The sequence below is a fragment of the Nonomuraea ceibae genome (assembly GCF_019396325.1).
GTDB classification, from domain to species: Bacteria; Actinomycetota; Actinomycetes; order Streptosporangiales; family Streptosporangiaceae; genus Nonomuraea; species Nonomuraea ceibae.
Window position 1 is genome coordinate 15,307 of the sequence record NZ_JAHKRO010000064.1, and the last position, 11,893, is coordinate 27,199.

The 11,893-nt window shown below is 74.7% G+C and carries 11 protein-coding genes; 7 read left to right on the plus strand and 4 right to left on the minus strand.

All coding sequences use genetic code 11. The annotated features are described in order from the left end of the window. The first annotated feature begins 7 nt into the window (after positions 1-7). Genes KME80_RS31175 through KME80_RS31185 form a run of 3 tightly spaced genes read left to right on the plus strand, consistent with a single transcriptional unit; the run spans position 8 to position 3,310 of the window. On the plus strand, positions 8-1,189 hold the full coding sequence (locus KME80_RS31175; RefSeq protein ID WP_219510035.1) for a hypothetical protein: 1,182 nt from the start codon (positions 8-10) through the stop codon (positions 1,187-1,189). A gap of 39 nt (positions 1,190-1,228) precedes the next feature. Beyond that, positions 1,229-1,744 carry a GNAT family N-acetyltransferase gene (locus tag KME80_RS31180; protein WP_219510036.1) on the plus strand — a complete coding sequence of 172 codons (516 nt, stop codon included), beginning with the start codon at positions 1,229-1,231 and terminating at the stop codon, positions 1,742-1,744. 48 nt (positions 1,745-1,792) lie between these two features. Continuing rightward, positions 1,793-3,310 carry an acyl-CoA synthetase gene (locus KME80_RS31185; RefSeq protein ID WP_219510037.1) on the plus strand — a complete coding sequence of 506 codons (1,518 nt, stop codon included), beginning with the start codon at positions 1,793-1,795 and terminating at the stop codon, positions 3,308-3,310. A 51-nt stretch (positions 3,311-3,361) separates the two neighbouring features. Here KME80_RS31185 and KME80_RS50860 read toward each other — a convergent pair whose 3' ends face one another. Continuing rightward, positions 3,362-4,162, minus strand: a complete 801-nt coding sequence (locus KME80_RS50860) for an NUDIX hydrolase (RefSeq protein WP_246646063.1) — start codon at positions 4,160-4,162, stop codon at positions 3,362-3,364. Between the two features lie 73 nt (positions 4,163-4,235). Further along, the gene (locus KME80_RS31195; protein ID WP_308125998.1) at positions 4,236-5,192 is read right to left on the minus strand and encodes a LysR family transcriptional regulator; all 957 of its coding nucleotides are present in this window, start codon (positions 5,190-5,192) and stop codon (positions 4,236-4,238) included. 63 nt (positions 5,193-5,255) lie between these two features. Here KME80_RS31195 and KME80_RS31200 point away from each other — a divergent pair, with 63 nt between their 5' ends. Genes KME80_RS31200 through KME80_RS31210 form a run of 3 tightly spaced genes read left to right on the plus strand, consistent with a single transcriptional unit; the run spans position 5,256 to position 8,422 of the window. Continuing rightward, a complete protein-coding gene (locus tag KME80_RS31200) occupies positions 5,256-6,476 on the plus strand; it encodes an MFS transporter (RefSeq protein ID WP_219510038.1) in 1,221 nt (406 codons plus the stop codon). A 10-nt stretch (positions 6,477-6,486) separates the two neighbouring features. Continuing rightward, on the plus strand, positions 6,487-7,590 hold the full coding sequence (locus KME80_RS31205) for a glycerophosphodiester phosphodiesterase (RefSeq protein WP_246646064.1): 1,104 nt from the start codon (positions 6,487-6,489) through the stop codon (positions 7,588-7,590). Between the two features lie 10 nt (positions 7,591-7,600). Next, a complete protein-coding gene (locus tag KME80_RS31210; protein WP_219510039.1) occupies positions 7,601-8,422 on the plus strand; it encodes a PIG-L family deacetylase in 822 nt (273 codons plus the stop codon). On the opposite strand, the gene KME80_RS52125 is transcribed toward KME80_RS31210, so the two are convergent. Further along, positions 8,403-10,775 (minus strand): SNF2-related protein, encoded by a 2,373-nt coding sequence (locus tag KME80_RS52125; RefSeq protein WP_281427251.1) that lies wholly within the window; start codon positions 10,773-10,775, stop codon positions 8,403-8,405. The genes KME80_RS31210 and KME80_RS52125 overlap by 20 nt on opposite strands. Positions 10,776-11,005: 230 nt before the next feature. Here KME80_RS52125 and KME80_RS31220 point away from each other — a divergent pair, with 230 nt between their 5' ends. Beyond that, positions 11,006-11,434, plus strand: coding sequence for a hypothetical protein (locus KME80_RS31220; RefSeq protein ID WP_219510040.1), 429 nt, complete (start codon positions 11,006-11,008; stop codon positions 11,432-11,434). A gap of 50 nt (positions 11,435-11,484) precedes the next feature. Here the strand turns inward: KME80_RS31220 and KME80_RS31225 are convergent, their stop codons facing one another. Next, the gene (locus KME80_RS31225; RefSeq protein WP_219510041.1) at positions 11,485-11,853 is read right to left on the minus strand and encodes a hypothetical protein; all 369 of its coding nucleotides are present in this window, start codon (positions 11,851-11,853) and stop codon (positions 11,485-11,487) included. Positions 11,854-11,893: the final 40 nt, after the last annotated feature.

The following is an 11,893-nucleotide window of genomic DNA, read 5'->3' on the forward strand; positions in this document are numbered from 1 at the left end:
CCCATCCATGAAGCCTTCGCTGAGATCCGGGGACCATCACGGCTCCCACAGGCACCTGCTCCCGGCTCCGGGGGCGGCCGTGGGACCGGCCCGGATCGACGCCGTCGTCGTGCCGACCGCACGGCCCAGCCGCTACCTGGCGCACGCGCTGCGGCTGTCGATGGACCTGCGCTGCCCGCTGGTCGCGCTCTGCAGCGGGAGGTGGACCTCGGCGGCCGAGGTGCGGGCCATGGCGCCGCCCGGCGCGGAGGTCGTGGCCGTCGACGTGGGCGGGGCCGAGGGGCTGACGCTGCCCCGCTTCGAGACCTCGCAGATGCTGCCGAGGATCTTCCGGCGGGGCACCGACACGGCGGCCAAGCGCAACCTGGCGCTGGCCCTGGCGCGGATGCTGGGCTGGGCGCGGATCGTCTTCCTCGACGACGACATCGAGGTGAGCGCGCCTGACGACCTGCGGCGGGCCGCCGGGCTGCTCGACCGGTTCGCCGCCGTGGGGCTGTCCATCGGGGGGTTCCCGGACAACTCCGTGGTGTGCCATGCGTACCGGGCGGTGGGCGGGAAGCAGGACTCGTTCGTCGGGGGCGGGGCGCTCGCCGTGGAGACGACCCGAAATATCGCCTTTTTTCCGGATATTTATAACGAGGACTGGTTCTATCTCCTCGAAGCGGACGGGCTGCGGCCGCTCGCCGTCACCGGCCAGGTGCGCCAGGCCCGCTACGACCCGTTCCGCACCCCCGACCGGGCCCGCACCGAGGAGCTCGGCGACGTGCTCGCCGAAGGCGTCTTCTGGCTGCTGGACGAGGGCCGCACGATCGCCGACGCGCACCGGTCCCACTGGGTCGACTTCCTGGCCAGGCGCCGCCGCTTCATCGTCAGCGTGCTCGACCGCGTCCCCGCCGCCGGTCTCGAACCCGGCGAGAGGCGGCGCATGGAGGAGGCGCTGAAGGCGTCGCTGGGCCGTCTCACGCTCATCACGCCCGAGCTGTGCCTGGGCTACCTCGACGCCTGGCGGGCCGACCTGAAGGTCTGGCGCGACTTCGTCACGTGCCTGCGCCCGGCCCGGACCGTGCGCGAGGCGCTGCGCGCGCTCACCGCGCCCGGTCACGCCCCGCCGCACCTGCAACTGAGGCTGCCGAAAGTTGCCGAAGCCCGGCCCGATCCTTCGTCGTCATCTGACAGATTGCCGGTGTGAGCTTGTGATGGGGCGTTTCGTCCCCTGATCGTGGAAGTCATGCGTCATGTCCGGATCAGGGTGGCTTCTGATGGGGATCTCTCCGCGCTCGTCCGCGCTCTGGGGCAGGGGCCGTACTTCGCCGCCCAGCTCCGGCGGCAGCGGGCGGGGCACGGGGTGCTGCTGGTGGCGTGGCACGCCTTCACGCCGGTCGGCGACGTGTACCTGTGGCTCGGCTCGGCCGAGGAGCCGGAGCTGCGCGACCGGCTGCCGGGCGTGCCCCTGCTGACGCACCTGGAGGTGCTGCCGGAGCATCGCAACCGGCGGATCGGCACCCGGCTCGTCGAGGCCGCCGAAGGGTGGCTGCGCGACCTCGGGCACGCGCGGGTGGCGCTCGGCGTCGACCTCGACAACCACCGCGCCGGCTCGCTGTACGGACGGCTCGGGTATCGGGAGTGGGGCCATCCGCCCGTCCGGACCACGCGCCGCGTCTACCGGGCCGACGGGCGGGTCGAGCAGGTGCCGGACGTCTGCCGCATCCTGGTCAAGGATCTGCGTGAGGTCCGGGCGCGCTGAGGGTTAGGATCACCGAACATAGTTCGGGCCTAGTGAGGATGTGCCGGTATGACCTCTCGCCAGCATGCCATCGGTGACCTGTTGCGGCGCTCGGCCGCCCGCTTCCCCGGCAAGACCGCGATCGTCTTCGGAGACCTGCGGCAGAGCTACGCCGACCTCGACCGCACGGTCAACCGCACCGCCAACGCGCTGGCCGCCCGCGGCGTCGGCAAGGGCGACCGGTTCGCGCTGTTCTCGCACAACCACCACGCCTTCGTGGTCGCCTACTTCGCCCTCGCCCGGCTGGGCGCCGTCTCCGTGCCGATCAACTTCATGCTCGGCGCCGACGAGGTCGCGTACATCCTGGAGCACTCCGGCGCGACCGGGATGCTCGTGGAGGAGGCGCTGGCGCCGGTGGCCGCCCGGGCGGCGGGCGAGCGCGTCACGGTGCGCGGCGTCATCGGGCGGGCCGGCGGGTGGGAGCCGTTCGACGACTGGGCCGCCCACGCCGACGACACCGAGCCGGCCGCGGAGATCGGCGACGACGACCCCATCCAGCTCATGTACACCAGCGGGACCGAGTCGCGGCCCAAGGGCGCGGCGCTGTCGAGCCGCAGCCTCATCGCCCAGTACGTGACCTGCGTCGTCGACGGCGAGATGAGCGCCGCCGACGTGGAGGTGCACGCGCTGCCGCTCTACCACTGCGCGCAGCTCCACTGCTTCCTGACGCCCGGCGTCTACCTCGGGGCCACGAACATCGTGCTGCCCGGCGCCGACCCGGCGGCGATCCTGGCCGCCATCGAGAGCGAGCGGGCCACCAAGCTGTTCTGCCCGCCGACCGTGTGGATCGCGCTGCTGCGCCACCCCGACTTCGACCGCCGTGACCTGTCGTCGCTGCGCAAGGGCTACTACGGCGCCTCCATCATGCCCGTCGAGGTGCTCAAGGAGATCGCCGCGCGGCTGCCCCAGGTGCGGCTGTTCAACTTCTACGGCCAGACCGAGATGGCGCCCGTCGCCACCATCCTCGGGCCGGACGAGCAGCTCACCCGGCTCGGCTCGGCGGGCCGCCCCGCGCTCAACGTCGAGACCCGGATCGTCGACGACAACGACGAGCCCGTGCCGCCCGGCGTCGTGGGCGAGATCGTGCACCGCAGCCCGCACGCCATGCTCGGCTACTGGAACGACCCGGACAAGACGGCCGAGGCGTTCCGGGGCGGCTGGTTCCACAGCGGCGACCTGGGCGTGATGGACGCCGACGGCTACCTGTCGGTCGTCGACCGGAAGAAGGACATGATCAAGTCGGGCGGCGAGAACGTCGCCAGCCGCGAGGTCGAGGAGGCCATCTACCAGCATCCCGCCGTGGCCGAGGCGGCCGTGTTCGGGATGCCGGACGAGCGGTGGATCGAGGCCGTCACCGCCGCCGTCGTGCTGCGCGACGGCGCGAGCCTCACCTCCGCCGAGCTGACCGCCTTCCTGCGGGAGCGGCTGGCGCCGTTCAAGACGCCCAAGCGGGTGGAGTTCGTGACCGCGCTGCCCAAGAACGCCAGCGGCAAGGTGCTCAAGCGGGAGCTGCGCGAGGCGTTCTGACAGCGCGGGTTCTGACAGCGCGGGGTTCTGACCTGCGCTGGGCGGCGGTCGCTACCAGGCGTGCAGGGCGAACGGGACCCGGTCGCGGATGTGGGCGATCGCGGCGGCCGGGTAGTCGACGGTGTCCTCCGGCAGCCGGTCGAGCGGCCACCAGGCGACCTCCGCGCACTTGTGCGGCTCGGCGTTGCGCGGCTCGCCCCGCCAGCGGGTGACGGCGTAGAAGAGGCCGACGCGGTCGGGCGCCCGGTGCATGACGTGCGCGAAGGTCAGGTCGGCGGGGTCGATGACGACGCCGGTCTCCTCGCGCGCCTCGCGCACGGCGGCGGCCACCACCGACTCGCCGGCCTCCAGGTGGCCCGACGGCAGGTGCCACAGCCCGTCGGCGTAGCCGGTGCCCGACCGCCTGCCCAGCAGCACCTGGCCGTCGCGGACGAGCATCACGTGCACGTCCACGATCGCCCGGAACCGGTCGGGCGCCGGGCCCGCAGCGGCTCCCGCCCCGTGGCCCGGCTCGGTCGCGGGGCCGTCGCGGCGGTCGAGGGCCTGGAGCCACTTGACCGCCACCGCCGCCACCTGCACCAGCTCGGCGCGCAGCGGCTCCGGGTCGCTCTCCGCCGCCGCCTCCAGGACCTCCTCCATGAGGATGTGCCGCCAGGTCAGCGCGCCGTCGCGGGCCGCCTCGTCCGTCTCCCGCCGCGCCACGCCGGCCGCCTCGGCCGCCGCCGCGCCACCGGTGCCGTCGGGCAGCGCCTGCATGCCGAACCGCGCGTCCTGCGCCGCCCGTTCCGCCGCCACCTCGGCCAGCACCTTCGCCAGCGACCCTGGCACTCCCGCGTCACCGTCATGCGTCATGGCCGACAAGTGTGCCGCGCCCGCCCCTCGCCCGCACGACCCAGGCCCGGCTTGGCCTGAGATGCCCGGAAGATCAGGGCTGCGGGGCGGGGGCGCGGGCGTGGTCGAGGAAGGCGCGGACGACCGGGGTGAGCGGGTCCCCGGCGCGCCAGGCGACGCCGATCGTCCGGTACACCGGCGGCGACAGCGGGATCTCGACCACCCCGGACGGCACGGGCCCGGTAGTGGGCTGGCCGGTGCCGGGCTGGCCGGTGCTGGGCAGGATCGCGACGCCGAGCCCCGCCGCCACCAGCCCGCGCACGGTCTCGGACTCCTGGCCTTCGAAGGCGATCCGGGGCTCGAACCCGGCGGCGGCGCACAGGTCGTCGACGATCCGGCGCAGCCCGTACCCGTGCTCCAGCATGATCTGCTCCTCCCCCGCCAGCTCGGCGGCCCGGACGCTGGAGCGCCCGGCCAGCGGGTGGGCGCGCGGCACCGACAGGACGAGCTCCTGGTCGGTGAGCGCCCGGCAGGCCAGGGCGGGGTCGCCGTCGGGCAGCGGCGCGACGAACACCAGGTCGATGTCGCCTTCGCGGAGCCCGTGCAGCATGTCCTGGCGCGAGCCCTGGACGAGGCTGAACCGCACGCGCGGATGGCGGCGGCGGAAGCTCCGGATGAGGCCCGGCACGAGGGAGCGGCCGAGCAGGTGCAGGAAGCCGAGCCTGACGTGGCCGCTGCCGGGGTCGGCCTCCTCGCGCACCTCCCGCACCCCGGCGGCGACGGTGGCGAGCGCGCGGGCGGCGGAGGCGGCCAGGGTGCGCCCGGCGGCGGTGAGGCGGATGCCGCGCCCGGCGGGGACGACGAGGGGCGCGCCGACGGCGTCGGCGAGGGCGGAGAGGCGTCTGCTGGCGGTGGGCTGGGGGATGCCGAGGAGTTCGGCGGCCCGGGTGACGTGGCCGGTCTCGGCGACGGCGGCGAGCAGCGCGAGGGCGGGGGCGAGCGTGGCGGCGAGCCGGGCGTCGGCGGATTCGTCCATCAATTCATCCAGCACGGTATGAATTATGGCTCATGCCGGTATTGGACGTATTTGTTAGCTTTGCTTAGCGTCGGGTGAGTGGTTACCGATCTCCGCGCCCTCGTGAGCACCGGGCGGGTCAGCGCCGCCGTCGCCGCGGCGGGCGTCTCGTCCTTCGCCCTGCTGTACGCGCCCCAGGCGGTGCTGCCGCAGCTCGCCTGGGCGTACGGGCTGGATCCCGGCAGCGCCTCGCTGACGGTGGGGGTGGCCACGACGGCGCTCGCGCTGGCGGTGCTGCCGCTGGCCGCGCTGTCGGAGGTGGTGGACCGCCGGAAGATCATCGTTTGGTCCGTGATCGGCTCGGCGGTGCTCGGGCTGCTGCTGCCGCTGGCTCCCGACTACCGGGTGCTGCTGGTCATGCGGGTGTTGCAGGGGGTGGCGATCGCCGGGTTCCCCGGCGTGGCGGCGGCGTACCTGGCCGACCAGGTGGGGGCGGCCAGGCTGCCCGCGGCCGTCGGGGCGATGATCGCGGGCAACTCGGTGGGCGGCATGCTGGGGCGGCTCGGCGCGGGCTTCACGGCCGAGCCGCTGGGCTGGCACGGGGCGCTGCTCGTGGTGGCGGGCGTGTCCGCGGCCTGCGCCGTCTTCGCCGCCGTCACGCTCCCCCGCACCGTCCGGCCCGCGCCCGCCCCCGCGCGGAGCGGGCCCGCGCCGGACCGGAGGTGGATACGGCGCATGGCCGTGCCGTGCGCGGCGGGCTCGCTGGGGATGGGGGCGTTCGTCGCCGTCTACAACGCCGCCGGGTTCCGGCTGACCGCGCCGCCGCTCGACCTGGCCCCGGCGGTGGCGTCGCTGGTGTTCCTGGCGTACGCGACGGGGACCGTGTCGTCGGCGGCGGCCGGGCGGCTGGTGGACCGGCTGGGACGCGGGCCCGCGCTCGTCGCGGCGCTGGCCACGACGGTCGCCGGGACCCTCCTGACGCTGCCGGACGCGGTGCCCGTGGTGGCCGCCGGATTCGCGATCCTGACCGCCGGGTTCTTCGCCGCGCACACCGTGGCCAGCGCCTGGGTGGCCGCCGAGGCGCCGCCGAGGGCGCGCGGCCGGGCGGCGGGCCTCTACACGCTCTGCTACTACCTGGGCAGCGGCGCCGGAGGCACGGCCGGCACGGCGGTGTACGGGCACGCGGGCTGGCCGGCTCTGGTGGCGCTGATCGCGGGCTGGCTCCTGCTGGCGCTCGTCACCGTCCTGGTGACGCGCCGCCCGCCGCGCGGGCGCCGGGGTTCGCCGGCGCGTAACCCGCAGGCCACCTCGGCGCTCTAACGTCGCGCGCATGACGATGCGCGCGTTGATCGCCGGTGTGCTGGCGGTGCTGTGCGGCGGTACGGTCGCCGTCGTGGTGTTCCAGACGACTCCCGCCGCCGCCGAGCGCCGCGGCCACGACCCCCTTGTCATCGCCCACCGGGGCGCCAGCGCCCTGCGTCCCGAGCACACGCTGCTCTCCTACGAGACGGCCATCGCCCTGGGCGCCGACTACATCGAGCCCGACCTGGTCTCCACCAAGGACCACGTCCTGGTGGCCCGGCACGAGAACGAGATCTCCGGCACGACCGACGTGGCGGCCCGGCCCGAGTTCGCCTCCCGGCGGGCCACCAAGACGATCGACGGCCGCCCGGTGACCGGCTGGTTCACCGAGGACTTCACGCTGGCCGAGCTGAAGACCCTGCGCGCCAAGGAGCGGGTGCCCGACCTGCGCCCGGGCAACACGGCGCTCGACGGGCTGGCGGAGATCCCCACGTTCGAGGAGGTCGTCCGCCTCGCGCGGCGGCACGGCGTCGGCGTCTACCCCGAGACCAAGCACCCGAGCTACTTCGACTCCATCGGCCTGTCGCTGGAGGAGCCGCTGCTCGACGTGCTGGAGCGCCACCGGGTGCGCAAGGCGTACATCCAGTCGTTCGAGACCGCGAACCTGCGCGAGCTGAGCGGCCGCACGCGGCTGCCGCTCATCCAGCTCATCACGTACGGCGGCGCGCCGTACGACTGGGTGGCGGCGGGCAACGGGCGCACCTACGACGACATGGTGACGCCCGAGGGGCTGCGCGAGGTGGCCCGCTACGCCGACGGGATCGGCGTCGACACCCGCCGCGTCATCCCCGTCGGCCCGGACGGCAGGCTGCAGCAGCCCACGACGCTGGTCGCCGACGCCCACCGCAGGCGGCTGGACGTGCACGTGTGGACCGTCCGCAACGAGAACTCCCAGCTTCCCGCCGATCACCGGCTCGGCGATCCGGCCAGCCCGGTGTACGGACGCGCGACGGGCGACGTGGCGGGCTGGCTGTCGCGGCTGCTCGACGCGGGCGTGGACGGCGCGTTCTGCGACGATCCGGGCATCGGCCGGGCGGTGGTGGCGCGCCGTTCTGTCAGCCGTGGCGAGTAGGGTCTCAGGCATGGATCAGCAGCTCACCCTCATGGTCGTGCACGCCCACCCCGACGACGAATGCCTCAGCACCGGCGGCGTCCTGGCCCGCTACGGCGAGGAGGGCATCCGCACGGTGCTGGTGACCTGCACCAACGGCGAGCAGGGCGACGGCCCCGGCGGCGTCAAGCCCGGCGACCCCGGCCACGACGCCGACGAGGTCGCCGAGCGCCGCCTGGCCGAGCTGCGCGAGTCGGTCGAGCACCTCGGGGTGGAGCACCTGGAGCTGCTCGGCTACCGCGACTCCGGCATGCAGGGCTGGGAGACCAACGAGCACCCCGAGGCGTTCGCCAACGTCGCGGTCGACGTGGCGGCGGCCCGGCTGGGCGAGCTGATGGAGCGCTACCGGCCGCAGGTCGTGGTCACCTACGACGAGACCGGCGGCAGCGGCTACTTCCACCCCGACCACGTGCAGACGCACCGCGTCACGATGGCGGCGGCCGAGAAGACCGGCATCCCGGCCAAGCTCTACCACACGGCCATCCCCCGCGCGGCGATCCAGCGCATGTTCGAGCTGATGCGCGACAGCGGCGTGGAGACCGACTTCGAGCCGTCCGACGACTTCGGCACCCCCGACGAGCTGGTGACGACCGTCGTCGACGTCACCGCGTTCACCGAGCGCAAGCTCAAGGCGCTGCGCTCGCACGAGAGCCAGGGCGAGAACATCTTCCTGCTGAAGATGCCTCAGGAGGCACAGCAGCAGGCGTTCTCGCACGAGGCGTTCACCCGGGTGTTCAGCCGCGTCAGCGCGCCGTCGCACGAGGAGGACCTGTTCACGGGCCTGCGTCCGTAGCCGCCGGGCCGCCGGTGGCCAGGCGGAGCTGCTCCTCCTCGACGATGCGGCGGGCCAGCTCGCGCTCCGACACGTCGAGCGCCTCGGGCGTCGACTCGGCCAGCTCGCTGCGGCGGGCATAGGCGTCGAAGAGCGCCGTCTTGGCGTGCAGCAGCCGCAGCATGCGCTCGTCCACGCTGTCGGGCGACAGCAGGCGGTGGGCCTGCACGCGGCGGGCCTGGCCCATCCGGTGGGCGCGGGCCACGGCCTGGCTCTCCAGCGTGGGCTTGATCTGCGGCTCGCAGAGGATCACCACGGAGGCGGCCTGGAGGTTGAGGCCGACGCCGCCGGCCTGGATCTGGCTGAGCAGCACCGCGTGGCCGGGCGCCGCCGCGAACGCGTCGACGATCTCCTGGCGGCGCTCGGCCGGGACGCTGCCGGAGATCGGCCCGAAGCAGCCGCCGAGCTCCCCCTCCACGGCGGCGAGCACGTCGCGGAAGTAGGAGAAGACGACGACCTTGTGCCCGCCGCCGGCGGCCTCGCCGACGAGCTCGCGCAGCCGTTCGAGCTTGGCCGACTTCTCCGGCACCGCGTAGGCGGCGCGGCGCATGGCCATGAACCTGCCCGCCTCGACGGCCTCCCGGTAGGCGGCGGCGTCGGCGGCGCTGAACTCCTCCCACTCGTCCACGTGGACCAGGTCGGGCAGCTCGGTGAGCACGTCCTCCTGGTTGCGCCGCAGATAGACGGGGGCGACCGCGCGCCTGAACGCCCGCGCGCCCGCCACCGCGTCGCTCTCCCTCAGCCCGGCCAGCGCGCCCGGCTGCAGATAGCCGACGAGCGTCCGGAACTCCTCCACCCGGTTCTCCATGGGCGTCCCCGTGACGAACAGCACCCGCTCCACGCGGGCGCACCAGGCGGCGACGGCCAGCGAGCGCCGCGCCTCCGGGTTTTTCACGTAGTGGGCCTCGTCGACCACGAGCATGCCGACCGGCGGCCCGCCCCCGGCCCGCTCGCCGTCGAGCCGCCGCAGCCCCTCGAACGTCGTCACCGCGACGCCGCCGCGCTCGGCCCACTCCGCCTCGGCCAGGGCGCGCTCGCCGCCGTGCAGCCGGTAGGCGCGCAACGTGCTGCGCGTCTCCACCTCGCGCACCCAGTTGACCAGGACGCTCGCCGGGCAGACGACGAGGAAGCGCGTCTCCCCGCGGGCGGCCAGGTGCGCGAGCGCCGCGATGGCCTGGACGGTCTTGCCGAGCCCCATCTCGTCGCCCAGGACGACCCGCCGCTGCGCGAGCGCGAACCGGGCGCCGAACGCCTGGTAGCCGCGGAGCGAGACGCGCAGCAGGGTGTCGTCGAGCTCCTGCCCGCGCACGCGCGCCGACAGGTCGTCGGGCAGGAACCCCTCGGCGGCGGCGCGGTCGCGCGGCTCCACGGCGGCGAGCTCGGCCAGCAGGTTGTGATACTCGGCGGCGCGCAGCTCGTAGTCGATCCACGCCTCCATGCCGCCGGGCGCGGGGCGGAGCAGGTCGGCGGTGGCCTGGTTGATCAGCAGCCGCGTCTCGGTCTCGCCCTCCAGCAGCCCGCCGATCCTCCGCACGGCCTCCGCGGCCGCCGCCCGCCGCCGCCCGCCGGCCACCAGCCCCCGCCACCAGCTCGCGGCCGGCCGCGCCACCGAGACCAGCTCCCCGAGCCCACCGGCGACACCAGAGGAGGCGCCGGTGCCGCCGGCCGCGACCCCGGGACCGGCGGGCCTCCCAGGACCGACGAACCCCTCACGGTCGACGGTGGAGGGGGCGGGCCCCGCAGCGTCGGCCGGGCCGGTGCCGGTGGTGGCGTTGGAGGGCCCGACGGGGGTGCCGGTGGGGATGCCGGTGAGGGCGTCGGCGGTGCGGCGGGCGCGGGGGAGGTCGGGGCCGGCGGCGACGAGCCGGTGGAGGGCCGTGAGCAGCGCGGTGGTCTCGGGGTCCTGCCGCTCGACGTCGATGTGGACGGTCTCGGCCGCCTCCGCCGCGCGGGCGATCTCGCGGGCGGCGGCGTGCGCCTGCGCCTGCGTGCGGGGGCCGATGCCGGGGACGCGCTGGAGCTCGTACGGGGTCGCGTCCAGCACGTCGAGGACCGTGGCGTAACCGGCGGACTCCAGGGCGCCGAGCCGCAGCCGGCCGCCGGTCGCGTCCCTGAGCCTGGTGATCGGGATGGCGGCGAGCCCCGTCCTGGCCTGGCGCCCGCGCAGCACCGACAGGGCGGCGTGCACGGCTTGGCGGGCGGCGTCGTGCTCCTGCCGCAGCGCGCCGGCCTCGCCGAGCAGCCGTGCGGCGCGGCGCAGCAGCTCGCGCACCTCGGCGCGGCCCGGCGCGATCGGGGGAAGGGGGTCGGGCATGGCCTCACTGTGCCACGCCGCCCCCACCTCCCGCGCCGCCGCCCGAGTGTCCCGCCTCCCTGCCCGCACCCGTGCGGCGCGCCGCCGCTCGTGCCGCGCACCCCGCCCGGACCCTGGCCGGACGCTGCCCGTACGGAGCGTGCCGGGTAGGTCGGGCCGGTGGGCGGGCGGTTTGGGGAGGGGGCGGGCGGGCAGGCGGTCGGGCACGGGATGGGGAACGGGGGTCGGTCATGGCGGAGTACGAGGCCACGCGGGGGATGCCGGCGGACAGCACGCTGGTGTACGGGATCGCGTCGGACGTCTCGATGGTGAACCGGTGGCTGCCGCACGGCCTGTGGGTGCGCGACAGCGGGCCGAACACGCTGGAGGCGGGCGGCGAGGTGGTGCCCGGCGAGGGCAGGCACGAGGGCCTGTTCAGCGCCTCGCCGGACCAGCTGCGGGTGGAGTGGGGCGGCCGGGACCACCCTGGTTACGCCGGCTGGCTGCAGGTGGCCGACGGGCAGAGCGGCGCCAGTGAGGTGACCGTGCACATCTCGCTCATGGACGAGCCGGGCGAGAAGACGTCGCGTGACCGGGCCGACGAAGTGCAGGCCATGCTGGAGGACGCGCTGCGCCGGCTGGCGGACGAGGTGGGCCGCCGGGTCACCGACGCGGGCTGAGGCGCGTCGGCCAGGCGCAGCGGGCTGAGGGCAGCGGCCAGGCGCAGCGGTCAGGCGTCCTCGCGGCCGGGGTTCTCCAGCCGGAAGAAGTTGCTCTGCTTGCCGTCCTTCTTGTGCTCCTGGTAGATGAAGTTGAGCCCGCGCTCGTCGAAGGTGCGGAACCAGTCGTCCCAGGAGATCTCCTCCAGGTCGTCGCCGCCGTAGCCGGGGAAGTCGAACCGGAGCACCCCGGCCCGCCCGTCGTGCTCGGTGCCGGGGACGGTGGCGGGGCGGGCGCCGCGCTCGTCGGCCCACTTGCGGATCACGTCGTGGTCGGTGGTGATGAGGCTGCGGCCGGGCCGTTCCTCGTGCTCGCCGGTGGAGCCGATCTCCTGCTCGTACTTGTGCTCGCCCTCGACGGGGCGGTTCTGCTCGGACATGGCGCTTCTCCCCCTGTTGTCGTGCCCCTCCCGATACCCG

Coding starts and splice junctions, on each gene's coding strand:
- KME80_RS31220 (WP_219510040.1), top strand. CDS start 11,006: ATGGCGGAGTACGAGGCCACGCGGGGGATGCCGGCGGACAGCACGCTG.
- KME80_RS31210 (WP_219510039.1), top strand. CDS start 7,601: ATGGATCAGCAGCTCACCCTCATGGTCGTGCACGCCCACCCCGACGAC.
- KME80_RS31225 (WP_219510041.1), bottom strand. CDS start 11,853: ATGTCCGAGCAGAACCGCCCCGTCGAGGGCGAGCACAAGTACGAGCAG.
- KME80_RS31175 (WP_219510035.1), top strand. CDS start 8: ATGAAGCCTTCGCTGAGATCCGGGGACCATCACGGCTCCCACAGGCAC.
- KME80_RS31205 (WP_246646064.1), top strand. CDS start 6,487: ATGACGATGCGCGCGTTGATCGCCGGTGTGCTGGCGGTGCTGTGCGGC.
- KME80_RS52125 (WP_281427251.1), bottom strand. CDS start 10,775: ATGCCCGACCCCCTTCCCCCGATCGCGCCGGGCCGCGCCGAGGTGCGC.
- KME80_RS31185 (WP_219510037.1), top strand. CDS start 1,793: ATGACCTCTCGCCAGCATGCCATCGGTGACCTGTTGCGGCGCTCGGCC.
- KME80_RS50860 (WP_246646063.1), bottom strand. CDS start 4,162: ATGACGCATGACGGTGACGCGGGAGTGCCAGGGTCGCTGGCGAAGGTG.
- KME80_RS31180 (WP_219510036.1), top strand. CDS start 1,229: ATGCGTCATGTCCGGATCAGGGTGGCTTCTGATGGGGATCTCTCCGCG.